Below are 23,318 nucleotides of genomic sequence, written 5' to 3' on the forward strand. Positions count from 1 at the left end.
ATGAAGGAGAGCGACCGTGTACTACGCATGGCTCGATGAATCGGGGTCCAACGGCGCCCTCGATCCCGGTACCTACATTCTCAGCGCGGCCATCTGCACGGCGGAGAGCATCGATGTGACGCGCGCGGCGATGCGCGCCCTGTTGTTGGGCAAGGGGCACCGAAAGCTGCACTGGCGCGAAGAGGACGAGCACCGCCAACAACTGATCGCCGCCACGATCGCTTCCCTTGACGTCGAGCACCTGGTGGTGGTCCGGTCCGACGCGTCGACCACCGACAGACCCGAGCGGCAACGCCGTTTGTGTGTGGAACGGATGCTCCCCGAGCTGGTTGCTCTGGGTGTACGCCACGCCTACTTCGAGTCCCGCGGCCGCAAAGATGACCGCCGCGACCACGACACCCTGGACTACCTACGGCGCAAGCATCACGTCAGGGGCCCGCTGCACATCGATCACATTGGCGGCCCGGCCGATCCCATGCTCTGGATTCCCGACGCCTGCTGCGGAGCCATCACGCAAATGCGATGCGGCGACGACCGCTGCTATCAAACCCTGAGCTCGTCGGTCACGCTCATCGACATCGCCCTGTAGATACACGCGAACCCCAGGCCCTGTCTTCCGGCAGGATCTCCTGGGGTTCACTTCTGATGCTCACCGCAGTGGCACCAGCTATACCACCACTATCGCCCGACCTGTCGATACCTGTCAACATCGCCCACCCTGACCTGGGCACCGTATGAGTACGCGGGCGGGGAAGCGCCATGATCCCTCGGACGACGACGCTCGTATGTCACCATTCGCTGATGATGTCAGGTATGCCAGAACTGCAGACCACCTCTATGACACGAGAACGCACCGAAGGCGGAAAGGTCAGCACCGCTGACATTGACGGCGTGGACCTCGGTGCTCAACACGGAATGACGTTCGCGGTGGACGCCGACGTGATTGAGGGCGACATCATCAGTTACGAGTTGCCCAATGGGCGGATCAAGCGAGTGACACTCTCCGAGGTCGAGGTATTCAAAAGTCCTTTCCCTGACGGTGGCGACCTCGACCACACATCCGGAAAGTACAGACCGGCGCCGGACCTGCCCGCCACCCAACCACCGCAGATCGATATCCCAGGACTGCATCCTGCGATCTCGGCTGCAAGCGGGACCAAGTTCGCACAACATCACTACGGAGCCGCGATCTTCGAGGCGTTCAAAGCCGTCGAGTCCCGCGTTCAGAAATTGTCCGGTAGCAGCCTTATCGGGCGCGCCCTGATGGCCAAGGTCTTCAGCGAGCAGGCCCCGCAGATAGATGTCGCGGCGAACGGCACTGACGAAGCGCAAAAAGCCGACCAGCGAGAGGGCTACAAGTTGCTTGTTCATGGGCGCATCGCAAGGTCTGCGCAATCCGCGAGGGCACGGCCCAGATTTTCCCGTGACCTCAGAGGAGGCACTCGAGCAGCTGGCGCTCGCGAGTCTTCTCATGCGAGCACTCGATCGGTCTGCGCAGCCCTGATTGTCCAGCGTTTCCTCGGCGTGGCGCATAGTATGCAGACGGACTGGAGGTTCCGATCGCAACCGACACAGGTACGTGGTGGCTACCCGAAGCCTCCAGCGTTGCCATTCCCGGTGAACTCGTAACCATGAACCATGAGTTTCCTCGGTTAGAACTAGACGGCCACCTTCTCGACTGGCAGGACACGGCGGCCGTGATTTGGGGTGAAACGGGGCGGGGGCGGCGAGTAACCCTGCTTGGCTGCTTCCAGACCTCGTCTGACTCAATGACATCCCACGTGCACGTGCACGTCGCCTTGATCGGCGTTCATCTCGCATCGGCAGAGGAAAGAGCCTTTCGCCGCATAGACGTGGGACTGTCAGCCCTGACTGACTACGCGACGAGAGGACAAGTCAACGCCGCTTTGCCACAGGGGATCGCAAACCCGCTGTGTCCCGGGGAGCGGCTCAGTCTGGTCAACGATGACAGTGAGGGGGTGTACCTCCGTGTCGAATCCGGTGAGTCTCGGAGTTGGTCCGGGTTTGGTGACACTGTCCAGTTCGTCCAGGACCTTTTGACCTTGGTGGGTAACGCAGACTGTCGGAAGGACTTGCCAGTTCTCACAACTGAGAGCGGTACTCGCGTTGATGTCAAGATGAAAACCGAGCCGGTGATCCGGGATCACTGGTACCCAACTTTTCTGTTGAAGTTGGACGATCTGCCGACAGTGCTCCCAACCTGGTTGTGCCTGCGGGAGAAGTTAGAGCCCTCTGCGGCAGTGCTTTTCAGCGTCGACTATGGCGGTCCCGGGTATTATCAGAATAAGCTGTTCAACGTTGCATCGGCCGCTGAAGGCTTCAGTAATGCCCTATTTCCCGACGCCACCGGCATTGCTCCGGACTCGTACGCACAACTCAGGCAGTATCTGAAGAAGCTGCCTGACAAAGATGCGCGGGACTGGGCATTCAGCATGATCAAACGAAACAAACCTGGGTTCACTGCCCGGATGCGTATGCTCCTCACCCTTCCAGACCCCGCGGCGGTCCGGGAGGTGATGGCGGACAAGGAGGATTTGTGGGCCAAATGGATAACGCAGGCACGCAACGCAATCAGTCACTCAAACTACGACGATATGAAGGAGATTCCCCCGGAAATCGGGCAAGCGCTGCTCTACGTCACGAAAACGTTGCTGCATCTCGTCATGCTTGCTGAACTCGACTATCTCTCCCCAAAACAGCAACAAGGCGTTGCCGCGCTCACTCACACTGTGCGCCGAACTCCGTTCACCGAGTACCTACCCCCCTAGCTACGGCACACGACGGTCACCGACACCCGCCTTTGTGCAGCTATCGGCGACCGACTCACCTCAACGGGCCTGCTTCGGACCGGTCACCTGAACCAAGTCAAGTCCTCACCCGGTCTTGGTTTGAGTTCGCACAGGCACAGTGCCCGGCGCGCGGTCATGTCAGGAATATGCGAACTTTACCGGCGGGTTCGTATCATCGATGTATGAGTTCCGGGTACAGCAGCATCGGTGTCAGCGCAGACATGCGCATGGCCGCTGATCTGGCTGCCCGGGTCACCAATACGCCGGGCTTTCGGGCCGCGCAGCGCATGGTCGCTCAGACTGTGGCACCTCAGATGGCAGGAGTGGCCGCGCAGATCTCGCGGTCGATGTCCCCGAACATCACTGGCGTGATCGACACCACCCAGGGCCTCGGAAACGCGCACCGGATCCTCGCGCGGTCCTTCGAACCGATGAGACAGATGGAAAAGATTGCCGCGCGCTTTTCCCAGTCTGTCTCCCCGGACATACACGCTGGGATCATCCGGGCCCCGCGCCTGCTCGCCGCCCAGCGCACGATCGAGCTTGCGGTTGCGCCGAAAATGGCGCACGTGGCGGCGCGGCTCTCGCAGGCGATGCCCCCGACGGTGAGTCGGCTCTGGAAAACGATCGAACCGCACCGATCCTGGATTCCTGGCACCAGTGTCGGATTCGGCACGGTCCTTGACAAGGCCTCGCGCGCGGGTGCCTCGATATCGCGGTGGCTCCAGCGCCTACGGGGCCGCCCAAAACCATCGATGAACGGTCCGCCACAACTAGCCGATGGTGTCCGCAGGTTCGCGGACCGCGTCCGGCGGCTCAAAGAGGCTGTGGGCATCCGACATCGGGTTTCCCGACGGGAGAGGGCGTGTTCCCCTCCTGGGCACAGTGTTGCCGCCCGTCCTCAGCTGACCCGTGGCCCCAACCGCAGGTTGATCACCTACTTCGATCAACCTGCGGGAACATCTCTGCGCGCCGCCTAGACCGCGCTCGCTCGGTGTCCCGCCCTACGCGAGGACATCCTTGTGGATACCTTGCTTCTACTGGCATTTATCGTGCCAATCACTCTGTCGCTCTTGACCGTGCTCGTCGTGTTCGTCTCCCTGTGGGGAGCTCCTGAGCGCAGTCGCACGGCGCGGTCGATGTTCAGCGAGTTACTCGATGCCCTGTGCCGGATTGTCAACGGTCGGGGTGGACAGTGAGCGGGAGTCGGCCGGTCGGCCGTCCCCCGCTGTGCCCGCCGGACACCGCACGACTCGTCTCGCGGCTCATCGCAGACGGACACTCCAACCGGGAGATCAGCGACTACCTGAACACGCATGGCATTCCAACCCCGGAGCAACGGGGCGCGTGGAAGCCGATCAACGTGTGGCACCTTCGCGCGCGAAAGCACCTGCAGACGGTGTAGTCGTTACGACGTTGCTTCACTGGTGTATTCGGCGTGCGGGGTGGGCACCACGTCTTCAGCCGGCGAGGTGATGTTCAACGGTGGCGCGGATGAGACCGTGATACTCGGGCGCGGCCATCAGGGCTGCTACTGCCGCCTCGACGTCGGGACCGCCGATCACTACGAACACGTGCCGGGATCTGCCGATGGTTCCAATGGCAACCTCGACGGTGACGTCGACGACGCCTTCGATGAGCAGGCCGGTCGTGATGGCCTCAGAAAGATCTTTGGATCTCGGTATGGGGCCCGGGATCGGGATGCCGCGCACGATCGCCACCGCCAGTTCTTGGCGGCGGCGATCGTGGTTGGTCATGGTGATGGTCACCTGCCGTGGCCGCGTTCGCGGGCCGGTGCGGTCCGTGACGGTGCGGCTTTGGCTGATTTGGACGCCGGAGTGGCGGCCGCTTGGCGGGGGTGAGTGGGATGGTCACGCGCGGCCATCGCGGCCGCTTTGCCGGCGCCGGTGTGCCCGCGTGCGTCGGCGGCCTGGGTGGAACGCGAGGCGGTGGTGTCGACGACCGTCCCGTCGACGACGATCGTGCTTGCCCGATGCTGGGCGGCGAGGTGGTCCCCGCGTGCCCCGAGATCTCGTGCCTGCGCGGCGCTGCGGTCGGCGTCGCGGTCGGCCGCCCCCGCTTGTCCGAGGAGCTGCTGCACCTGCCGGCCGTCGCGGTCGGCTGCGGTGCGTTCTGCTGGGGTGCCCGTGGGGTCGTGGCCACGCTGTGCCCAGTGCGCGGCGCGGGCGGTCTCGATCATCTCCGCGCCGGCCTCAGGTGGTGCCGACAGAAGCTCGTTCAGGTCGATGCCGTACTCCTGCAACTGCTCAGCGATATTGGCACGCACTGCCTCCGCCGTCTCCGAGCGGCCCGCCCACTTGTCGGCCGCGGCGTACACGTCGAGGACCTCGGCGCCGGTCGCGCGGGTGACCCATTCCTTATCGGCGGTGGGCTCCCCGATCCGGCGCGGATCAATGCCCTGCTCACGCAGGATCTGATCATTGATCACCTCATAGTCGGCGCTGCGCCACATTTCCCCGTCGTCGCGATAGAGCGCGAGCTCCTTACGCACCTCGCGGTCGACCTCCTGGTGTTCATCGGCGCTGCGCTCATCGCTGCTCTTCTCGGCAGGAGTGCGTCCGGCCTGGCGGGCCCGGCGCCGGAAGTACGCTTCGAGCAGCGAGGCACTGGCACCGATCGCGGCCGCCAACGACCGCTCCATCGCCCCAACCAGTTCCCGTTCTTCCTGTTCGTGCTCTTCCATCAGTTATTCCCTTCTTGGAGTTGACCACTCATGATCTGCCGGAGCAACGCGTCGTCCATCGGCTCGACGGGCAGCATCTGGCACACCGGCTCGTGGCGGCCGAGTTCGGCCGAGCAGCCGTCGAACGGGCCGTCCGGGTCGAACAGCGCGGCCATCGCCGGGCCGGCGTGATCGCGCCACCACACACTCATCCCGGTCCCGGGATCGAGGCGCAGTTGCTCATAGGCCCGCCACAACGCCTCGAAGCGGCTGACCGCTTCGCCGTGCAGCCACCATTTCGCGCACCATCGGAACTGCGGTTTGGAGGTGTCGCGGGCGAAGATGAAGATCAGATGGGTGTCGACGAAGTCGTACACCGAGGAGAACTCGGGAACCGGAGGATCATCAGACCCTTCCGCGCCGCTCTCTGTCTCGGCACCACGTTCTTGCCGACCAGTGGGCGGCGGTGGTGCATCGGCAGCGGGTCGCGGCTCTGCGGGCAGCTCGTCCATCTCATCGAACAGGTCATCGGGAGTGCTCATCGCGGGAGTGTTCCTTTCGTCAGCGTGGGCGCAGCTGCGGACGGCTGGGCGATGTCGCCGCTGCTGTGGGTCAGCAGTCCCCTGAACCGGCCGCCGCCCAGGACATCGGGCTTTGCGGTGCGCGGCGGGGCGTAGCGGGCCAGGGACTCTTTGATGAGCCCGGCGTAGGGGGTGTCCATCCAGGGAATGGTTTTGGCGATGGTGGCCGGGTTGCCGGCGGAGAACACCAGCGCCCGACCGCGTGGCCACGACGCCAAGTCGGAGATGTTGAACAGCCGTTCTCGGCTGATCTGGGTGCTGGTGGAGTTGCTGCCTTTGGACCGCGACACGCTGGTTGATTCGCGGTCGTAGTCCCCCACCAGCTTGGACAGGAACTCCAGGAAGCTGTCGTCGCTGACGTTGCCGCCATAGACGCGGACGTTCGCAGCGCTCCAGAGCATGCTCATCCCGTCTTTGCCCCAGACCTCAACCCCCTGGGCCCAGCTCTGCAGCACCGTCATGATGTTGATGCCGCGAGAGCCGTAGTGCGAGTACAGAGCTGGCAGTCGTTGCCAGCGGACCACGTTGGCGGCCTCGTCGAGGGCGCAGAGCATCGGGGTCGGCAAACGCCCGCCAGGGGATGCGGTGGCGATCTCTTCGGCGGCCTCACACGCAGCAACAGTCAGTGCAGCAATCAAGGGACCGGTCGACCCGACCCCCTCCTTGGACAGGCAGTACAGGGTCTCGCTGCCCCGGACGAACTGGTGCAGATCCAAGTGCGGGCGGGTATCGCCGGGGCTGGTGGTGATCCACTGCTTGACACGGCTCGAGCGCAGACACGCCGCCATCTTCAAGGCGGTGCCGAAAATGCCGTCCTGCTGTTTGGCGGCCAGGCGCAATCGGGCCTGCAACGACCCAGCTACATACGGGTACGTCGGCCGCAGAATCTGTACGGCTTCCTCGCAGCGATCGCGGCGAGTCAACCGCTCATAAACTACGGTGATCTGCTCCCCCGCCAGTGCCGAGGCCAACAGCAGGTTGGCCAGTAGATCCTGGCCTTCGGGATCGAAGTACGGATCCTTCTTCACAGCCTGCCCGTCGCCGCCGCTGGCGAACTGTTCGGCCAGGGAGGCTGCGCGCTCTTCAGCGTCGGGACCATCGGTGGCCGCCGGGTCATGCCGCGATCGGGGGTCAAGGATGTACGACAAAGGATTCCAGTAGAAGGTTGCTGGTTGCTGCGCGACCTGTTGGGGGTCGAACACCCACACCGCTCGGCCCATGTGCTCGCGGACATAGCGGGTGTGATCGAGGTTGCCGCGCTTGTTCTCTGTTGCCAGCACCGCCCCGGGGGCTTCGCAGATCGCGCGAATGATCCGCGACGTCGATTTGCCCATGCGGGGGCCCCAGATGTCGACGTGCATGTCCTCGAACGAGCCGAACAGCCGTACCGACCCCCGCAGGGTCCCCCCGATCGGCACACCCGGTGAGCAGTGGGAGTTCTCCGGTCCGGTCGGCATGATCACGCCCAGCTCGTCGGCCTTGATCTGCACGGCCCGCCCGGTGAGGGTCTCGATGTCTTTACCCCGCCCCAAATATTGTGCGGCGGCGTCGACCCGTTTGAATTGACCGCGCCGCACATACCACCAGCGGGTCATCGCGACCGCTACGGCCGCGATGACGAGGGCGATCGCCACGGCCCACACGGTCGCTGTGGTCGACCAGAGGACCTGACCGCGGGCGAGCTCCCCTGCGGCGGTGATCGGGTTGGCCGGTACCGTCTGTCCGCCGGCCAGGTGCAGCGCCGCCCAGCCGGTTCCCACGATCGTGGCCCCGATCCCCAGGCAACCGAAGATCCATGGTGCCTCAGAGGATTTCGGAGTCCGGATCTGTCCGGGAGTTGTAGGCATCTGCTACCCCTTCCAGCCAGCGGGCCGGGGCTTGCACCGGCGAGGCCCCCAGATATCGACGGTCGTGTCCTGCGACGAACCGAACACGGCGCGGCCATCGGGCGTAGACCCGAACCGCGCGGAATCGGGCGCAGGGCCGTCGTCGTCTGGGGCTGTGGGGTGATCATTCATCGGGTGCGTCCTTCGTTAGGGTCGTGCGAAATAGCTGATGAGCAAACTTGATTGCGGGCTGTGCTTGCGGGGGTCAGTTGTTGAGATGCCATATGCGGCCCACATCCTCGACACAGTGGTGCAGGTAGGCCGGTTCCACCAGCACAGTGCTGTCGGTATCGACCCACAAGCACACGTCCAGGGCGGCCTGGGGGTCGGTGCTGCGGGCGAGGGCGAACGCTTCGACAATCGATGTCCACGAGGCGCCGTGGAGGTCATCGGTGACGCCGGGGTCGACGTCGAGGCCGTCAGGGTGCGCCGCGATCAGCGCGGGCCAGTCAATGGGGGCGTCGGTGCGCCCCCAGTTGGGCCACGGACCTTCGGGGGCCGAGAAAACGACACCGGCGAGCGCGGTGTGCATCCACTGCGGCACAGGGGCGTCGGCGGCCAGGGTGTAGGTGTCGCCGTGGCCACATCCGCGCCCTGCCGAGGACAGCACGGCCAGGCCGTTCTCACGCAGAGCGTCCGCGCGGGCCAGCCCGTTGTCGTTGAATAGCGACCGTTGTTCCTGGTACTCGTAGGTGTCAGCGCGTTGGCGCGCCGCGGCGCACTGGTCGCAGGCATCGCACCCGGTGGCATGAAGGACGTTCCCGATCGATGTCTGGTAGACATCGCCGCCGGCAACGTGTGCACCGCGCAACGCAATACACCCGGTGTCGGTCGCCACGCCGGACACCACGATCGACGTCTGGGTGTCGGCGGTATGGGACACCGAGTCGTGGCCGAACACCACACGGTCGCCGGCAGCGAAATGGCCGGGGTCGACGATTCCGGGGTGAGGTGGGTTGAGCGTAGGCGCGCTGTCGTTAGTCATGTGATGGGCTCCTGTCGTTGTGGTCGAGAAGTGTTGTCGGAGAACCGCTGAACGCATCTGGTCCGGGGTGGGGTGTGTCGCCGGGGGCGGCGGGGGTGTCTCCCATGCCGCAGGTGAGGGGTGGTGTGTACCAGCGCTTGCGCACGAACACGACCGCGTCGGCGGCGAGACCGACCAGCGCTATCGCGGCCAGGACGTAGAGCGCGTGCACCGCCTGCGGTGTCGCCGGGCCGCTGCGATCCACGGTCGGCCGGCACCCGAACTCATCGAAGTCGCAGATCGTGGGCCGGTCGGGGCCGCCGATCAGCTCGGTACCCAGCCCCACGCATACCAGGCTTGTGATCACCACACTGGCCGCGAGTACCGCGAACCCGACCAGCGGCCACAGAGCCCGGCGACGCTGGCCCACCCGTTCGGCCGCCAGGTTCAGCACCCGCAGTACCGGGGCCCAGGTCGCCATGATGGCGAGTCCTGCGGTGCAGGTAAGAAGGAGGGTCGTGCTGGCGCTCACCTGGGGTCACCACCGGCCGCTTCGTCCTGCTCTGGACCGGTCGCTAGCGCTTGGTGCAGGTAGCGCGCAGCCTGATCGCGTTGGTCGGCAGTGGATTCGGGCCGGGCGAGCACGTCGCTGGCCTGGGTGGCGGCGTGGTGGTGAGCGCAGCGGCGGCGGATACTGCCGTAGGGGTGCTCTGCGGCCTCGAGTAGGGATAGGCGGGCGTCGTCGAGCAGTGCGGCGGGGTCATCGGGAATGCCCATAGTGGGTTCCTTGGTGGGTGGTGGGTGTGTTGGACTCGCAGGTGGGCAGAGCCGCTGACACCGAGAGGTGTCAGCGGCTCTGGCGCTCAGATGGTTTCGCCCCAGAAGTACCAGGCGTTGACCGGGGTGGGGACCCAGAAGCACGGTGAGACCTGGATGTACGGGCTCGGCGCGTTCTCGCATTCGTACTGGGAGCTGTACGGGCCGACCTTGTAGTTGGGCCATGCCGGATCATCGGCGTTGGCTGCTCCCGCCCCGGTAAGTACGGCTGCGGTGGCTGCACCGGCGACGGCGATAGACGCGATTTTCGTGCGCAGTGTGTTTTTCATGATGGATCTCCTTTGTGTGTAGTGCTTGAGCTGATGCGGGCGTTGACGGAACGTGGGTGCGTTTGGGAGGCAGCTCCTTTCAGTCACGGACAGGTCACCGCGTGGTTGCGGTGAGGGTCACGTCATGACAAGGCCGTTGACGATGACGCCGGTGGTGGTCATTGAGGACACCGCCCACAGAGCCCCGGTGATTAGTGCCCACCCGGCGGCAGCGGGAACGCGCCGCCACTGAGCAGCTGGTGTCCGGAGCTGACTGAACACACGGGTCGCGACGAGCCCAATGGCGACTGCGGCGGCAACGGCCGCCCCGATGGTGGCGGTCCATAGCGCCCACGACAGAACCTGGTCGATGTTCGGGGGCAGCTCGCGGACCTGCTCACCGGCACCTGTTCGCCACTGATACCCGGCGAGGTGCAGGTACAGCGGCACCGCGGCCGCAAGCCCGGCGAGCACCAGACCTTCGGCGGCGATCAGCGCCCGCCGATGGTGGCGACTGAACCGTTGCCAGCCGTCGTTCCAGGACACCGGGCCGGTGGAGTCGGCGGCCGTCATGATGCTGCCGGTGTAAACAGGGCATCGAGCCGGATCTCGCGCCAGGTGCGATAGCCCGGGGCCCGGCATAGGGCGATGGCCGGGTTCTGGTCGGTCAGTTCGAGGCTGACTGCTACCCGGTGCCGTGAGGCGGTGGCGGAGAGATCTTCCACGGTCAGGTCGTGGTGGCTGGTGTGCACGATCAGCCGCACGGTATCGAGGCCGGCCTTTTCGCGGGCTTTGCCGGCGAGGTAGATGGCTTTGTCGGCGGCTGAGCGCTCAGCGGACAGTTCGTCGCCTGCTCGGTAGATGACGTCTTTGCTGTGGAACTCGCCGTACCACGATTCATGATCGTCAGCGACCGCGCAGACCGCATACGAGGCGACTTCATCGTCACCGGCACAGAACAATTCGATGACCGGCGCGTCCTTGGCCGCTGCTTCCACGGCGGCCGCTTCGGCGGCGATCGCGTCGGCGCGGATCTGGTCGTAGTCGATGTCGAGTTGTTTGCGGAGCTCGGTCTTCACTTTGGGCCACAGCGCTTTGGTGGCCACCCCCGCCTCGGCCGCCCATGCCCGGATCTGTCGATGATCTGCGGCGGCTTTGAGCTGCTCGGCACCATCGGTGACGGCTCGTTCTGCGGTGTCCCAATCCTGGGTTTGTGTCATGTCGGTCTCTCCTTCATCGGTGCTGCGTTCTTTTTGTTGTGTCCGTGCGTTGCGGATTCAGTCGGCGTGCGGTTCTCGTTGCCGCCGCGATGCCCAGGCGCACATCGCGGCGATCGCCGCGCACACCTCTGCACCGGCTGCGGCCGGGATGGATGGTGCTGTCATGGTGGAGATGACTGCGGTGTAGAGGAATACGGCGGCGAAGACACCGGCCGCACCGGCAGCGCCGGCGGCGATCGCTGCCAGGCCGGGCCGGTCGCCCGCACCGGGCCACGCCCCAAGAACCAACCGGCAGGACAGGATCGGACCCACCACGGCGACCGCCGCGCCCACCACTGCCAGCAGTGTCATGACCACTGGCCCGGTGGACGCGTGAGCGGCCGTGGTGAGCGAGTCCTGGAGCCTGCTCAACGCGAGAGCCGCCGCACCGTCACTGGTGCGGGCGGCGAGGTCGATGCAGCGCACCAGCACCGCGACGACAAAGCCCATCGCGGCGACGGTCATCGCTGCTTCCCACGGCAGCGGTAGCGGGGCGTGGCTCTGCTCAGATCCGGTGGTGCTCTCTGCGGTGCTCATGTCTGGTGGTCCTTCTCTGGTGGTCGCTGGTGGGGTTATCCGGCGGTGACGGTGAATGCGGTCAGCCGCCACCCGCTGTCGGTGCGAGAGAGGGTGGCGTCGATCCGCATGGGCGACAGCGGTGTGGTGTCGCCGTCGGCGTGCAGGGTGCGTTGGCGAACGGTGACCAGCCGCACGGCGGTGGTCGGGGTGTCGGGGATGTGCCCGGCGTCGACGTCGGCGGTCGCGGTCACCACATCGCCGCTGCGTCGCCACGCTGCCCACCGCGGATCGGGCCGCTCAAGTGCGGCGGGCTGGGTGGAGGATGCGGCGGCCGCGAGATCCCCGCCGAGCCACGGCGCTGCCCGTCGCAGGGCTTCGCCTGAACTGGGGTCGGTGACCGGTTGCCAGGTGAACATCATCGACAACGCCTGGGCCGCGACCACATCAGGTCCGGCCGTGGCCGGGTCCGGCGCACCGGGCAGCTCGTGGCCGTGATCGTGTCCGGCCGAGGGCGGCGGCGTGTGTTCGTCCGGGCCTGAGCTGGCGCTACAGCCGGCCAGGACCACCACCAGCGCGGCCAGGGCCGCGAGGACCGCCGCCACATGCCTGCGGCGCTCAGACATCGCCGCCGCCGGCAGGGTGGACGGTGATATGCAGGTGATCGAGGTGGTTCTGGGTGGGCGATCCCCGGTCCTCCATCATCGCGCCCTGGTACTTCGTCGCCGGGAACGGCTGGTAGTGCTGGCGCCACAGGGTGTAGCTGACCCGGTAGTCCCCTGCGTGCTCGGCGATCCACGCGGCGATCCGGTCCCCCCGCTGTTGTCCGGCGGGGGTGTCCCAGCCCGGGATCATCACGTCCAGGGCCAGGCCCTGGCGGTGCTCGGGGATCGTGTCTTTGGGGCGCAGGCTGCTGAACTCGAGCGGACCGAATGCGGCGGTCAGGTTCTGGGCCAGCTCGACCACGGCGCGGTCGCCGGTGATGATCTGCTCGGCGCTCGTGGAGACTGGCGGTTCGCTGACCGAGTCGGTACTAGTGCAGCCACCGAGGAGCACCGCGGCCGCGAGCACCGCCGAGACGGCCGCGCCAGCAATGGGGCGGCGGGTGATGGTGTGGGACATGGGGTGTTCTCCTTTATCGGGCCGGAGCCGGGGGCGGGGTGGCCGGAGCCGAACTCGACGCGGGTGCGGCGGCGAGCTGCGCTTCGTATTTCGGTTTGTTGGCCAGGATGATGTCGGCGTAGGGGCGGGTCTGGGTGATGTAATCGGCTCCGTCAGTGGGGAATCCGTGGTTGCGCTGGACTGCGCCTTCGCCGGCGTTGTAGGCCGCGAGGTAGAGCGCTTCGCGCCCGCCTGGGGTGTCGTCGCTGACCGATCCGTCCGCGATCCAGCCATCGATGGTGGCCGCGATCGCGCACATGTACCGGCCTTGGGCCATCACTCCGTCGCCGATGTCGTACGGGTCGACCTTGCCGTTGCCGTCGTCGTCTTTGCCGTAGGCAGGCCAGGTCCCGGGCATGAACTGTCCCGGGCCCATCGCGCCGTCCGGCGACGTCGCTTGGGGGTTGAACCCCGACTCCTGATGGCCTTGGGAGGCCAGGAACGCCGACGAGATCGGCCGGCACAAGGCGCCGGCCTTGCGGTACCACGGCTCGAACTCCGGTGGCACGGTCCCGGCCGCGAGGTTGTCTTCTCCGCCGTGGGTGTCTTCGGGCTGCTTGCAGTCGTCGCTGCTGCCGCCAGCGGCGCCACCACCTGCGGGCGCTTTGCCGAAATCTGTTCCCGGCGCGGGGAACCCGTGGCCGATGGTGGTGACGTGGACGTGGTCGAAGTGGTTTTGGGTGGGGTCGCCGCGGTCCTCCATCTGGTTGCCCTCGCCCTGTGCGGGGGTGTAGTGCTGGCGCCAGATGGTGTACTCGACCGCGAAGAAATCCTTGTTGTCGAGGATGTACTTGTTGATCGCGTCCCCGAGCGCTTTGCCTTCGGCGCTCTCGAAATTGGGGATCATGATGTCGGCGGCACGGCCCGACGGGTGATCGGGATAGGAGTCGACCGGTCGCCACCCACCGATGGTCTGTACCTGCGGGAACTTCAGTGCGACAGCCCGCGCCAGACGGATCGTGTCGGTCTGCCAGTGCTCCTCGGAGCCCTTGGCCGCATCCATCGGCTTGTTGAGGTCGCCGCCGGCAGTGTCGGGGGCACCGGCGACTGGCGGTGCACGCGGCTGTGCCGGTGCGGGGGCCGCCAGCTGCTTCGGCGCTGCCGGATCGGCGGCGGCGGCGAATGTGCCAGCGGGAGCGGGCTTTTTATCGCGCACACCGGCCTGCACGGAGGTGGTGGGCCAGGCGTCCCACCCTTGACCGGCGAGAACAGAGTTCGCGACCTCCATCTGCTGGCCCTTGGTAGCCTTGTCGGCGGTCGGTGCGTACTTGCCGCCGCCGAACCCATTCCAGGTCTGCTCGGTGAACTGCAACCCGCCGTAGAACCCGTTGCCGGTGTTGATCGCCCAGTTCCCGCCCGCTTCGTGTTCGGCGATCTTGTCCCAGTCCGCGACCGACACCACACCCGGTGCTGCCGGGGCGCCGCCGCCGGCGGGGGGTGCGGGCTGGCCCGGCTCGACCGCGCCGACCAGCCACGGCATCGGGTCGATCGCGGTCTTTCCCCAGCCGCCGTCCCACACCTCGAAGTGCAGATGCGCCCCACCCGGCCCGGCCGGGTCGACCTCCCCGTTGTAGCCGACATTGGCGATGTGCTGACCGGCGGTGACCTTGTCGCCTACTTTGACCAGCACACCGTTGGGGAACATATGCCCGTAGACCGTGGAGTACACATGCCCGTCGACGTTGTGGTCGAGGACGATCCACTGCCCGAATCCCGTGGCTTCACCGGCTTGGGCGACGGTCCCGTCAGCGGCGGCGTAGATCGGCTGATCAGGGGTCGATCCGTAGTCCTGCCCCTGGTGCATGGTGCCCGCGCGTGGCCCGAACGGGGAGGTGAGCTGGTAGGTACCCGTTTTCATCGGTGACACCTTGGAGCCGGGTGCCAGCGTGCTCCCGCCGGGTGCGGCGGTGGGGACAGCGCAGTCCGACCCGCTGCCGCTGAAAGCCAGGGCGATGACCATGGGAATGGCCACTACCAACGCGATCGCGGCTGCGATCAGCTTCCCGGCGCCTCCGGACTGCTCATCCATCGGTTACTCAGACCCTGCGGTGGGTGGGCGACCTGCGGCGAGGGCTTCATTGAGTTCGGTGAGCCGCGCGATCTGCGCCTGCGCCTGGGCTAGGCGCTGCTCGGCCAGGGTCTGGGTGGGGTCGATGCCGGCGTTGGCCATCCAGTTGCGGATCGAGTTGGGTGATACCGAAAAGCGCTCCGCCACAACCCGTACCGCCTGAGCGACGGAGGTGGTGTGCGGCAGTAACTCGGTGACCTGTTTGACGGCCCGTTGGCGGGTCTCGTCGGTGATGGAACGGTAGCGCTGCGAGCTCATCACGGCCGGTGCCCCTGTCCTGCTGACGCGTTGGTTTTCTGGCCGCCTTGGGCTCCGCTGCTCCAGCGGGTGTTGGTGTTGTGCACACCACGGCGCTCTTCGGTGGGGGTGAAGGTGGTCCGGAACGGCATCCCGATCTGTTCATCGGAGGTGCCGTACTTGAGCAGGAAACAGCCCAGCCCGGTGGGCTTTTGCCGCTGCCCTTGTTTGATTTTTCGGATCGTGGCCGGCGAAGGCGGCGGTGTGGACGCCAGCGACGTCAGCCACCGCTCTTCGGTGGCGGTGAACTTGGTGACCGCTTTGAGACGGCGGATCTCATCGGGCCCGACCGGGCCGATGATCTTCGCCGGGGCGCGTTCGATGAACCCCTGGGCGTTGTTGACGTCGGCGGCCGAGTCGAACGCCCCGAGGTCTTTCATGGTGTGGGTGATCATGATCAGTGCGGTGCCGATGGTCCGGTTTAGTCGGGTCAGTGCGTTGACCCGGTCGACCATCCCGGCCCCGGCGCCGAGCACGCGCCACAGCTCGTCCATCACAATCAAAAAGTTGCGTTTGGGGGCCAGGTCGGCGTCGGCGAGGGTGTGCGCGGCCTCGACCGCCCCGAACCCATCGGACCAGCACACCATCAACACCGCGGCCAGGAGTTTGCCGTCGGACTCGTCGATACCCGAGACATCGACACAGATCGCCGGGGCGTCGATATCGATGGGGTGAGAGGTGTGGGCGTTGAAGACCCGCCCAAAGTTGCCGTCGATCAACGAGTTCAACGACTGACGCAGTTTGCGGGTGATGAGCCGGTATTGCTCGCGGTCATCGGCTCCGACTTTGGGCCACAGCCGCTCATCGCTACCATCGATCGCCGCGTACAGGTCCGACAGGATCGGCGGGTGGTCGTAGGTGAAACCGCCGACTGCGGGATCGTAGAGCTGGTCGAGGGCGACCCGGATCAGCGTTTCCTCGAAGTCCTCGATGGGGCTCGAGCGCACCAGCTGCAGCAGTCCGTTGATCATCTGCACCTGGCGGGCGCGGACCTGTTCCCCGACGCCCACGATCAAGGCCTGCAGTTCAGCGCGGCGGTTCGGATCCCAGGCCAACGGTGGGTCGACGTCGTCGGCGGTGCGGGCCGCCGCCTGGAGCCTCCCGATCACCGATCCCAGCCCGCCAGCTGCGAGTGGGTTGACCGTCCCACGGCTGTAGGACAGGCCAATGTGCTGGCCGTCGACGAACCCGGTCAGGTCGGCGTATTCGCTTTTGGTGTCGCCCATGAACAGGCACGTGTGGTTCTGGGCCATGATCCCGGTCGCCATCCGGCGTACCAGCGAGGACTTGCCGAATCCGTTGAGCGCCAACACAAAGGTGATGGGTGCGTTGATCAGGCCGCCGGCATCGAACCAGACAATCGGGTCGAACCCGCAGTCGGCGCCGGTGATGGCGTGCGAGCCGAGCGGGGTGCCGAGCATCGGTGCCGACGCGCCGATGGAGAACGGCCAGAATCCGCCGCCGGCCTGAGTGGTGGTGGCCCGCCATTCGGGTATCCGTGCCACCGACCGCATCCGGCCCCCGCCTCGGCCGGAGAACCCTCTGCTCCCCGACATCGGGATCGGGCGGTCGAATCCGCCGTAGTCGACGACCCGCTCGATCGAGGCCTTGCGCAGTCGCTGTTCGCGGCGCAACAACCTGCGGGCGCGTCGACCTTGCCACCCCGTTGCCTGCGCTGCGGCGTTGAGCTCACGCCAGGCGCGGGCGGTGCGGATCTTGATGCCCCCGATCCGCACGAACTCCACCCCGTCATCGACGCCGTCGTCGAGGAGGGCGGCAACATCGGTGTCGGTGAGGACCTGCGGGTCGGGATCGTGTTCAGTGGCCGAGGCAATCCCCGGCCCGGCTTGAGCCGGTGGGGTGTCGGTGGCGGCGTGGCGGCCCAGAATGGTCACAGCACAGTTCCTTTCATCGTCATGAGCGTTTAGAGGCCGTGGGCCGAGACCGGATGCGCCAGGCCTAGGGCGGCGGTGAACGCGTGCTCTTGCTGGCCGTACCAGCACCGCAGCGCTCGCCCACCTGTCTCGGGCAGCGGCTGGTCGGCCGGTGCGGTCACGGTCAGAAGGGTTCGGATCTGGGCCACCGCTGCTCCCCGGGCCACCGCAGTCCGTGCGGCGACGGCGGCGGCGATTAGGGCCTCGTCAGAGGTGCCGGGGACACCGCGCGATAAGGCAAAGCGGTAGTTCTCATCGACGATCCGCTGTGCGGGCCCGTCGAAGCGGTAGAGCAGCGCAACTCGGGCCTGCTCCCACCCGGCGCGCAGGTGCGGCAGCACGTCGGGAAAATGGCCCACCCCGCGGCCTAACGATTCGCAGGTGATCGAACGGTGCCCGTTGTGCGCCACATGATCCCAATGGGGCTCGGCCAGTTCAGCGGCGAGGTGTTCCCCGCTACCGCTGTGCGGCGGTGTGCGGAGGGCAGCGCCGATGGTCGCGCTGTTCTGCTCTGCGGTCAGCACGGTCAGGTCCAGCCCGGCGCTAGCGGCGCCGGCGATGATCGCCGGCAGGCGGCGCTCAACCTCCCCGGCCTGTCTGTCCAGGCCCCCGAGCACCGCAGCGCCGCGCCGCGCGAAGGCGTAGGTCACCCGGACCTGCTGCTCCGAGTGGGAGGAGCTGCCGGGGTCGATGACGACGGTCGCAGTCGCCGCTCCGCACGTCGCGCCTGCGTGTGCGAGCACATCGCAGTGCCGCCGGGTCAGCCACCGCGAACCCGGCTGCGCCCCGAGCGGCGACTGCACGCTCAGGCATACCGTGAGTCGGCCACCGGCGGCGATCAGCCCGAAGGGTTCGCCGGTGCGCCGCTCCCACTCCGACACCGCGACATCCCACGCGGCACCCTCGCCGCGGCGGCGCCACCACGAGTACCGCAGCTCGGCCCACGCCCACAGGGTCCGGCCCTGGATCGGAATCAGGGTGACCCCTACCAGCACCAGGGCGGCCAGTGCGAGTGCCGCTGCCGCAGGGGACGGCGCCACCGCGAATGATGCGACCACAGCCAGCACAGCGGCCAGCAGTGCGACGGTCTGCCCGATGGTCAGGCCACGGTCGAGGCCGGATCTGTGGGGTCGGTACACGATCGGGGCCGCTGGTCCGTCGGTGTGGGGGATCATCATCAAGGACTCCTGAGGGCTGTGAATGCGATGTGCGGGGGGTCAGGCGGAGAGTTTGGAGCTGGTGGAGGCGTATTCGGGCAGGATGATCCCGATGCCCAGGGCGCCGGCGAAGGCGGCGTCTTGGTAGCCGTAGCAGCGGCGCAGTCCGATGTGGGCGCCGTCGGCCATGCCTTCGATTTCGGCGCGGATCGAGGGCAGGTCTTCGCCTGGTGCGACGGTCGCGGTCACGAGCATCCCGAACCGGGTCAGCCCGGCGCCGGTGGCCTGTTCGCGGCGGGCGGCGTTGGTGTTTTCCACCCGCACGGTCGCCGCGGCCGAGACAACACCCTTTTTCGACTGTTCGGCGGCGAGGGCCTCGCGGTAGTCGGAGTCGACGAGTTTGACCGCTTCGGCGGTGTTGTGGACGCGGTAGATGATGGCGACCCGTTTGCGGCGCACGTCGGCCCGGGGAATCAGCAGCGGCCGCAGCACGTGCGCGGGCACCTGCCCCGCCGGTGCGGTGGCCATTTCCCAGGTGATCGACCGGTACCCGTTGTGCTCCCAGTGATCCCACTTGTTGACCGCCGTCACCGGGCCAGCGGCGTCCCAATGTAGCTGGTCTTCGTTGCCGTTGCCGGCGATCGCTTCGAGGTCTTCGGTCAGTTGCGGGTTGTAGGCGCGGGTCGGGGCCACGCACCACTCCCCCGCGCTCATAGGAGTTGCTTCCACACCGGCCTGGGCGGCCGCGCCCATCAGCGTGGACATCCGCCGGCCGATCTCGGCAGCCTGATCGGCGACCTCTTTGCCCGCGGCTTCGCGCAACCTGCCGAAGGTCAGGGTCAGTCGGACCTCCGAGCGGACGATCGCCGCCGCCGACGAGAGTGCCGTTTCAGCCATGACCTGTTTGGCGTAGGCGGGGGCGTCGGGGTGGGTGATCCGTTTGACCTCCGCCGAAATGCGGGTCCGGTTGTCGGGGACCGATTCGATGACCACGGCGGCTCCGACCGCGCCGCGGGCGGATCCGAGTTGGGCGAGGAAGTCGCCCCAGCCGCGGACCCAGTCGTTGATCTGCCACTGATCAACGCGCTCCTGTCCTCGGGGCTGGACCGAGAATGACACCGCGAAATGGTTTTTGGACCGCAGGTGCACCAGCCCGAACCGTTCGCCGCCGCGTAGTTCGTATTCGTAGAGACGAGTGTCTCCGGCAATACCGGGCATGCGCCCGATACCGGGGACGGTCCCGAACGCGCCACCACGAAAGAGGGTCTCTCCCCGCCATTTCGACCACTGGAACTGGGTACGCAAAATCATCAACTCCCACCCTGTGCGGCCACCAAAGGTGATGACCATCGGACCGACCAGCAGTGCTGAGACGGCGAGAAGAATGCCGGTCGCGGGCAGCGACCGGGTAAACCAGAACACCCCGATGTTGAGGATGACGAGGATCCCGGCGAAAACGGTGACACCCCAGGTCATTCCGTACAGACCCGTGGTGCGGGGCTTTTCCCACCGCCCGTAGAGGATCAGCGAATTATCGTGCCCACCGTCAGTCATCGGGGTTCTCCACTCATTGCGGGGGCGTCGTCGTTGAAAAAGTTTTCGGCTGCTTGCGACATCTGCATGGAGGAGGAGACGGTGTTCATCGCTTCGGACACCGTCGACCCGCCACCACCTGAACCGCCGCCCGAGGACGATCCGCCGCCACTGGTCGGGGCACTGCCCGATGCGCCGGCCGGTGCAGCTTCTGCGCCACTGCCCGAGGGCGGCGGGGGTGGGGTGCTGCGTCCACCCGAGCCCGGCCCGGATCCGCCACCGGAATCTCCGCTGCCGCGCCCACCTCCACCGCCGCCGGTGGGGGCACCGCCGCCACCGCCACCGCCGCCGCCGCCACCACCGCCACCTCCGCCGCCGGTCATACCGCCCCCGGCGCCGGCCTGCCCGGCGGTCGCGCCTCCCGCACCGGACCCGGCTGCTCCGGCCCCGGCACTGGCGCCGCCGGTGGCAGCCATACCGCCCACCGCAGCGACTACGCCCATGGTCATCGCGGCCGCTTGCAGCCCTGATCCGCCGGACATCGCCATGCCGCCCGAGACCAGTTTGGTCATCATCGGCAAGACGGCTGCCGCCAGCGAGAGCAGCAGCACGCCGTACAAGATCTGGGTGCCGTCGTCAGAATCGGTGCCGGCGAGCATGAACGCCACCGCGTACGTCAACGCCGCCACGGGTTTCCACAACAGCAACGAGATGGTCCAGGCAATGGTCTTGGAGAAGGCGTTCTTGCCCATCTTGGTACCCGAGGCCGCGCCGATGATAGGCAAGATCGAGACCACCACGATCAGCATCGATTGGCGGGCAACAAGAATGATCGCCTGCAACACCGCGCCGAGAATGCCGATGATCGCGATCACGAACATCAAACCGACGCCGAGCTGCCCGAGCATCGGTCCGACTTGGAACATGTTTTTGGCCATGTTGACGGGCGTGTCTCCGGCGGCCCCCAACTCCAGGAGTTTGGTCGAGATCCGATCGGAACCAGCGGTGAGGCCGATCATCATGGCCCCGAACATCCACGCCCCGAACACCGCCCGCATCAGCGAATGAAACAGTTCTTCGCCTTCGGAGTAGAGGGCCTGTTTGCGGGCCAGTTGCAACCGGATACCGCCGGCGATGATCGAGACCATCAACCCCAAAATCTGGATTTGCAACGTCCATTCCTGGATCTTTTGCACTGGCCCCCACTGCTGCGCCTTCGGCGTGGGTAACTCGATAAACCACGTCAGCGACTTCTGGACCATCGTGGAAAACCCGGTGAGCAACGATTCGGTCATCGACTTGAACCCGTCGTTCGCGGCGTCTTTGATCGTCCCGCCCGGATCAGTCACCGCCCCGGCAACATCTCCCGCCGAATCGCAGGTCTTGTCATCGACTCCAGGAATAACCGAACCGACCACAGCTCCGACCACATCGCACGTGTCGACGGCCCGGGCAATGCCCGGGGAGGTGAGCGGCGTCGGCAGTGAGGGGGCGAGCACGGCGAGGGTGAGAGCTGCGATCGCAGCCAGCGCGATCCGCCGTAGCCAAGACATGGTTGTGCGGAGTTGAGGTGTGGCGGCGGCGATTCCTGCGTCGGGTGCGAGCTGCGGGGTGGCTACCATTGGGTCCACCCCGCTACTGACTCGATAGGGGTGTTGCGGGTGGTTTCAGAAAAGCCGTCGTCAGGGATGCGCCACTTCCATTGACCCTGATCCCACACCATCGTCATGGTGGTGATGACGTAGTACTGCCCTGAGGGATACTGCGAGCTGGCCTTGGGGCCACTGGCCAGCATCACCCGGGAAAAGGTGTCGCTGTACTGCGGATCGACCCTGATGAACCGGTCCGCCGGGTACTGATTGGCCGGCAGCTGGAGCTCAGCGAGCGCCGTCATGGCCGAGGGTGGGCCGATTACCTGCTCGTCCATCACGGCGCGACGGACTTGTGGTGGCCCGTAGAAAATTCGGGACAGGATCTGGCTCGCTGCGATCACTGACCCCTGCGGGGTGTGCGCAATTCCCTGAGCCAGGCCAGTTGCGGTGATAGTGCTGGGACCGTCCGACGTCGAATAGACGGCTACGCCGTAGTCGTAGACCTGTTGCCACTGGACGCCCGACGCAGCGTCATCGCGGCTTCTCGGAGAGCTGGGCGGGCGTTGCGGCAATGCCAGGCCAGCCGGGTCGCGAGGTACCCGAATCTGTTGACCGAAGCGGTCCACGGTGTCGGGCAGGTAGCCGTCTTGCCCATTGCTGACCGGTGGGGTCGAGGTTGGGGTGGACACCGGTGGCTGCGCGTCGTCGTCGCTGCCGCCCGTGGTCTGTGCGACGGCAACAATGAGCGCCGCGATCACCACGACCGCAAGAACGATCAGCCACAGCGGCCGGCGGTACCAGCGCCGCGTGCCGGCGAATTCGTCGTCAGGTGGCATGGCGGCCAACGGTGTTCCCATCATCACGGGTGTCTCCTTGTATCGGCGTTTGGTGTAGTGATCAGGGGTGCGGTAGCGGAATCATCTGTGCTGGAACCGCATCGAGAACCTGGACCGGGTTGACCGGGTTAGCCTCGGCCGGGTCGGGTAGCACTCGTCGCCAGTCCCCGGGCGGTGACCACGCCATGGTTGTGGTCGTCGCTGTCAGCGACCCGTCCGGTTGGGAGGTGATGATTGAGATGACGGCCCGCTCTGGGGTGTAGTCGTCGACGAGGTAGCCGAGCACCTGGGGTGCTTGCCCATCGGGGACGGCGCTGGTGATGGAGATTTGCGTTCGCTCCAGAGACCAGCTGTCGCGGCCGGGTCCGGGGGCAGCGAGTGCACCAGCGATTTGGGCCCACTCTTGATCGGGCGCCACTGACATGCGGATGGTCGCCGAGATCGCGGCCAGACCCGCCCCGGGGCCGTTGTGCTGGTAGCCGGTCGGTGACACGGTCTGCTGGCTCGCCTGGGGTCCTTGATCTGCCTGCGGAATGGACATGCCCGCGTAGGTGGTCCACTGCACGTTTGTCGGCGGCGTACTCGGATCGACGTGCTTTGCCGACGTGCTGGGCGCCGCGTCGTCGGTGGCCTCGCCGCAGCCGGTAGCGAGCACCAGTGCTGCGACGGCAAGACCGACTACGACAGCAACGCGGTGGCGATACCGGCCGCGCTGGACATGATGCAGAGCGCGATCAGTTGGGCGACGATCCCTTCGATGCCATCGGAGTTGCCGCTCTTGCGGGCTTCGTACAGCAGTCCGCCGAGCCAGACGATCCGCAGGATCGCGATCAGGCACCCGAACCAGATCAGCCAGGACGCGGCGGTCCAGAACTCGGCGAGATCGGCCACGGTGATGCCCTCGGCCACAACGCTTGTCGTCATCCATTGCCCCTTCCCTTCTGTTGATGGTGGTG

The 23,318-nt window shown here is 66.4% G+C and carries 28 protein-coding genes and 1 pseudogene; 7 read left to right on the forward strand and 22 right to left on the reverse strand.

Features of this window, described 5'->3' with window-relative positions:
- Positions 1-16: 16 nt before the first annotated feature.
- The 7 genes and pseudogenes from DFR67_RS27995 (at position 17) to DFR67_RS28015 (ending at position 4,215) form a co-directional block, all read left to right on the forward strand.
- Positions 17-589, forward strand: coding sequence for a hypothetical protein (locus DFR67_RS27995; protein WP_110472740.1), 573 nt, complete (start codon positions 17-19; stop codon positions 587-589).
- A gap of 326 nt (positions 590-915) precedes the next feature.
- A pseudogene (locus tag DFR67_RS31640) lies at positions 916-1,320 on the forward strand (TIGR02391 family protein); the annotation flags it as partial.
- A gap of 49 nt (positions 1,321-1,369) precedes the next feature.
- A complete protein-coding gene (locus tag DFR67_RS31645; RefSeq protein WP_425451355.1) occupies positions 1,370-1,504 on the forward strand; it encodes a TIGR02391 family protein in 135 nt (44 codons plus the stop codon).
- A 55-nt stretch (positions 1,505-1,559) separates the two neighbouring features.
- Entirely contained in the window at positions 1,560-2,789 is a 1,230-nt protein-coding gene (locus DFR67_RS28005; RefSeq protein WP_281268389.1) for an ApeA N-terminal domain 1-containing protein, read from the forward strand.
- Between the two features lie 203 nt (positions 2,790-2,992).
- Entirely contained in the window at positions 2,993-3,790 is a 798-nt protein-coding gene (locus tag DFR67_RS28010) for a hypothetical protein (RefSeq protein ID WP_110472743.1), read from the forward strand.
- Between the two features lie 93 nt (positions 3,791-3,883).
- Positions 3,884-4,009, forward strand: a complete 126-nt coding sequence (locus tag DFR67_RS31430) for a hypothetical protein (RefSeq protein WP_281268388.1) — start codon at positions 3,884-3,886, stop codon at positions 4,007-4,009.
- Positions 4,006-4,215, forward strand: coding sequence for a recombinase family protein (locus DFR67_RS28015; RefSeq protein ID WP_158540059.1), 210 nt, complete (start codon positions 4,006-4,008; stop codon positions 4,213-4,215). Before DFR67_RS31430 ends, DFR67_RS28015 begins: the two co-directional genes overlap by 4 nt.
- Before the next feature lie 55 nt (positions 4,216-4,270).
- Here DFR67_RS28015 and DFR67_RS28020 read toward each other — a convergent pair whose 3' ends face one another.
- The 22 genes from DFR67_RS28020 to DFR67_RS28130 all read right to left on the reverse strand — a co-directional run bounded on the left by DFR67_RS28020 (position 4,271) and on the right by DFR67_RS28130 (position 23,286).
- Positions 4,271-4,567, reverse strand: a complete 297-nt coding sequence (locus DFR67_RS28020; RefSeq protein ID WP_146240559.1) for a hypothetical protein — start codon at positions 4,565-4,567, stop codon at positions 4,271-4,273.
- Between the two features lie 8 nt (positions 4,568-4,575).
- Positions 4,576-5,514, reverse strand: coding sequence for a hypothetical protein (locus DFR67_RS28025; RefSeq protein WP_110472746.1), 939 nt, complete (start codon positions 5,512-5,514; stop codon positions 4,576-4,578).
- Positions 5,514-6,035: a DUF4913 domain-containing protein gene (locus DFR67_RS28030; protein ID WP_170135294.1), complete on the reverse strand. Its 522-nt coding sequence runs from the start codon at positions 6,033-6,035 to the stop codon at positions 5,514-5,516. Before DFR67_RS28030 ends, DFR67_RS28025 begins: the two co-directional genes overlap by 1 nt.
- On the reverse strand, positions 6,032-7,921 hold the full coding sequence (locus DFR67_RS28035) for a type IV secretory system conjugative DNA transfer family protein (RefSeq protein WP_110472747.1): 1,890 nt from the start codon (positions 7,919-7,921) through the stop codon (positions 6,032-6,034). Before DFR67_RS28035 ends, DFR67_RS28030 begins: the two co-directional genes overlap by 4 nt.
- Positions 7,922-8,165: 244 nt before the next feature.
- Positions 8,166-8,945 carry a hypothetical protein gene (locus tag DFR67_RS28040; RefSeq protein ID WP_110472748.1) on the reverse strand — a complete coding sequence of 260 codons (780 nt, stop codon included), beginning with the start codon at positions 8,943-8,945 and terminating at the stop codon, positions 8,166-8,168.
- Positions 8,938-9,456 carry a hypothetical protein gene (locus tag DFR67_RS28045; RefSeq protein WP_146240560.1) on the reverse strand — a complete coding sequence of 173 codons (519 nt, stop codon included), beginning with the start codon at positions 9,454-9,456 and terminating at the stop codon, positions 8,938-8,940. The genes DFR67_RS28040 and DFR67_RS28045 overlap by 8 nt, the downstream gene beginning before the upstream one ends.
- Positions 9,453-9,701, reverse strand: a complete 249-nt coding sequence (locus DFR67_RS28050) for a hypothetical protein (RefSeq protein WP_110472750.1) — start codon at positions 9,699-9,701, stop codon at positions 9,453-9,455. The genes DFR67_RS28045 and DFR67_RS28050 overlap by 4 nt, the downstream gene beginning before the upstream one ends.
- Before the next feature lie 86 nt (positions 9,702-9,787).
- Entirely contained in the window at positions 9,788-10,030 is a 243-nt protein-coding gene (locus DFR67_RS28055) for a hypothetical protein (protein ID WP_110472751.1), read from the reverse strand.
- A 117-nt stretch (positions 10,031-10,147) separates the two neighbouring features.
- A complete protein-coding gene (locus DFR67_RS28060) occupies positions 10,148-10,582 on the reverse strand; it encodes a hypothetical protein (protein WP_110472752.1) in 435 nt (144 codons plus the stop codon).
- Positions 10,579-11,229 (reverse strand): hypothetical protein, encoded by a 651-nt coding sequence (locus DFR67_RS28065; protein WP_110472753.1) that lies wholly within the window; start codon positions 11,227-11,229, stop codon positions 10,579-10,581. Before DFR67_RS28065 ends, DFR67_RS28060 begins: the two co-directional genes overlap by 4 nt.
- A 57-nt stretch (positions 11,230-11,286) precedes the next feature.
- Positions 11,287-11,805 carry a hypothetical protein gene (locus DFR67_RS28070; RefSeq protein ID WP_110472754.1) on the reverse strand — a complete coding sequence of 173 codons (519 nt, stop codon included), beginning with the start codon at positions 11,803-11,805 and terminating at the stop codon, positions 11,287-11,289.
- Between the two features lie 35 nt (positions 11,806-11,840).
- A complete protein-coding gene (locus DFR67_RS28075) occupies positions 11,841-12,410 on the reverse strand; it encodes a hypothetical protein (RefSeq protein ID WP_110472755.1) in 570 nt (189 codons plus the stop codon).
- Complete coding sequence (locus tag DFR67_RS28080; RefSeq protein WP_110472756.1) at positions 12,403-12,906, reverse strand: VldE C-terminal domain-containing protein; 504 nt, start codon at positions 12,904-12,906, stop codon at positions 12,403-12,405. Before DFR67_RS28080 ends, DFR67_RS28075 begins: the two co-directional genes overlap by 8 nt.
- A gap of 13 nt (positions 12,907-12,919) precedes the next feature.
- Complete coding sequence (locus DFR67_RS28085; RefSeq protein ID WP_110472757.1) at positions 12,920-14,974, reverse strand: transglycosylase family protein; 2,055 nt, start codon at positions 14,972-14,974, stop codon at positions 12,920-12,922.
- A gap of 3 nt (positions 14,975-14,977) precedes the next feature.
- Positions 14,978-15,271 carry a transposase gene (locus DFR67_RS28090; protein ID WP_110472758.1) on the reverse strand — a complete coding sequence of 98 codons (294 nt, stop codon included), beginning with the start codon at positions 15,269-15,271 and terminating at the stop codon, positions 14,978-14,980.
- Positions 15,271-17,205, reverse strand: coding sequence for a hypothetical protein (locus DFR67_RS28095; protein WP_110472759.1), 1,935 nt, complete (start codon positions 17,203-17,205; stop codon positions 15,271-15,273). The genes DFR67_RS28090 and DFR67_RS28095 overlap by 1 nt, the downstream gene beginning before the upstream one ends.
- A gap of 29 nt (positions 17,206-17,234) precedes the next feature.
- Complete coding sequence (locus DFR67_RS28100) at positions 17,235-18,422, reverse strand: hypothetical protein (RefSeq protein ID WP_110472760.1); 1,188 nt, start codon at positions 18,420-18,422, stop codon at positions 17,235-17,237.
- 39 nt (positions 18,423-18,461) lie between these two features.
- The gene (locus DFR67_RS28105) at positions 18,462-19,955 is read right to left on the reverse strand and encodes an SCO6880 family protein (protein WP_110472761.1); all 1,494 of its coding nucleotides are present in this window, start codon (positions 19,953-19,955) and stop codon (positions 18,462-18,464) included.
- Entirely contained in the window at positions 19,952-21,556 is a 1,605-nt protein-coding gene (locus DFR67_RS30995; RefSeq protein WP_211325187.1) for a hypothetical protein, read from the reverse strand. The genes DFR67_RS28105 and DFR67_RS30995 overlap by 4 nt, the downstream gene beginning before the upstream one ends.
- Positions 21,550-22,386 carry a DUF8175 domain-containg protein gene (locus DFR67_RS28120; protein WP_110472763.1) on the reverse strand — a complete coding sequence of 279 codons (837 nt, stop codon included), beginning with the start codon at positions 22,384-22,386 and terminating at the stop codon, positions 21,550-21,552. The genes DFR67_RS30995 and DFR67_RS28120 overlap by 7 nt, the downstream gene beginning before the upstream one ends.
- Positions 22,387-22,423: 37 nt before the next feature.
- Complete coding sequence (locus DFR67_RS28125) at positions 22,424-23,017, reverse strand: DUF8175 domain-containg protein (RefSeq protein ID WP_110472764.1); 594 nt, start codon at positions 23,015-23,017, stop codon at positions 22,424-22,426.
- A gap of 23 nt (positions 23,018-23,040) precedes the next feature.
- Positions 23,041-23,286: a hypothetical protein gene (locus DFR67_RS28130; protein ID WP_146240562.1), complete on the reverse strand. Its 246-nt coding sequence runs from the start codon at positions 23,284-23,286 to the stop codon at positions 23,041-23,043.
- Positions 23,287-23,318: the final 32 nt, after the last annotated feature.

Source organism: Williamsia limnetica, from assembly GCF_003217475.1.
In the GTDB taxonomy this organism is placed as follows: domain Bacteria; phylum Actinomycetota; class Actinomycetes; order Mycobacteriales; family Mycobacteriaceae; genus Williamsia; species Williamsia limnetica.

Bases quoted from the DNA above. Each gene is read 5' to 3' on its own strand.
- DFR67_RS28100 (WP_110472760.1), bottom strand. From the start codon at position 18,422: ATGATGATCCCCCACACCGACGGACCAGCGGCCCCGATCGTGTACCGA.
- DFR67_RS31645 (WP_425451355.1), top strand. From the start codon at position 1,370: ATGGGCGCATCGCAAGGTCTGCGCAATCCGCGAGGGCACGGCCCAGAT.
- DFR67_RS28080 (WP_110472756.1), bottom strand. From the start codon at position 12,906: ATGTCCCACACCATCACCCGCCGCCCCATTGCTGGCGCGGCCGTCTCG.
- DFR67_RS28035 (WP_110472747.1), bottom strand. From the start codon at position 7,921: ATGCCTACAACTCCCGGACAGATCCGGACTCCGAAATCCTCTGAGGCA.
- DFR67_RS28025 (WP_110472746.1), bottom strand. From the start codon at position 5,514: ATGGAAGAGCACGAACAGGAAGAACGGGAACTGGTTGGGGCGATGGAG.
- DFR67_RS28130 (WP_146240562.1), bottom strand. From the start codon at position 23,286: ATGACGACAAGCGTTGTGGCCGAGGGCATCACCGTGGCCGATCTCGCC.
- DFR67_RS30995 (WP_211325187.1), bottom strand. From the start codon at position 21,556: ATGGTAGCCACCCCGCAGCTCGCACCCGACGCAGGAATCGCCGCCGCC.
- DFR67_RS28085 (WP_110472757.1), bottom strand. From the start codon at position 14,974: ATGGATGAGCAGTCCGGAGGCGCCGGGAAGCTGATCGCAGCCGCGATC.
- DFR67_RS28020 (WP_146240559.1), bottom strand. From the start codon at position 4,567: ATGACCAACCACGATCGCCGCCGCCAAGAACTGGCGGTGGCGATCGTG.
- DFR67_RS28070 (WP_110472754.1), bottom strand. From the start codon at position 11,805: ATGAGCACCGCAGAGAGCACCACCGGATCTGAGCAGAGCCACGCCCCG.
- DFR67_RS28050 (WP_110472750.1), bottom strand. From the start codon at position 9,701: ATGGGCATTCCCGATGACCCCGCCGCACTGCTCGACGACGCCCGCCTA.
- DFR67_RS28090 (WP_110472758.1), bottom strand. From the start codon at position 15,271: ATGAGCTCGCAGCGCTACCGTTCCATCACCGACGAGACCCGCCAACGG.
- DFR67_RS28060 (WP_110472752.1), bottom strand. From the start codon at position 10,582: ATGACGGCCGCCGACTCCACCGGCCCGGTGTCCTGGAACGACGGCTGG.
- DFR67_RS28120 (WP_110472763.1), bottom strand. From the start codon at position 22,386: ATGATGGGAACACCGTTGGCCGCCATGCCACCTGACGACGAATTCGCC.
- DFR67_RS28105 (WP_110472761.1), bottom strand. From the start codon at position 19,955: ATGACTGACGGTGGGCACGATAATTCGCTGATCCTCTACGGGCGGTGG.
- DFR67_RS28040 (WP_110472748.1), bottom strand. From the start codon at position 8,945: ATGACTAACGACAGCGCGCCTACGCTCAACCCACCTCACCCCGGAATC.
- DFR67_RS28065 (WP_110472753.1), bottom strand. From the start codon at position 11,229: ATGACACAAACCCAGGATTGGGACACCGCAGAACGAGCCGTCACCGAT.
- DFR67_RS28055 (WP_110472751.1), bottom strand. From the start codon at position 10,030: ATGAAAAACACACTGCGCACGAAAATCGCGTCTATCGCCGTCGCCGGT.
- DFR67_RS28030 (WP_170135294.1), bottom strand. From the start codon at position 6,035: ATGAGCACTCCCGATGACCTGTTCGATGAGATGGACGAGCTGCCCGCA.
- DFR67_RS28010 (WP_110472743.1), top strand. From the start codon at position 2,993: ATGAGTTCCGGGTACAGCAGCATCGGTGTCAGCGCAGACATGCGCATG.
- DFR67_RS28075 (WP_110472755.1), bottom strand. From the start codon at position 12,410: ATGTCTGAGCGCCGCAGGCATGTGGCGGCGGTCCTCGCGGCCCTGGCC.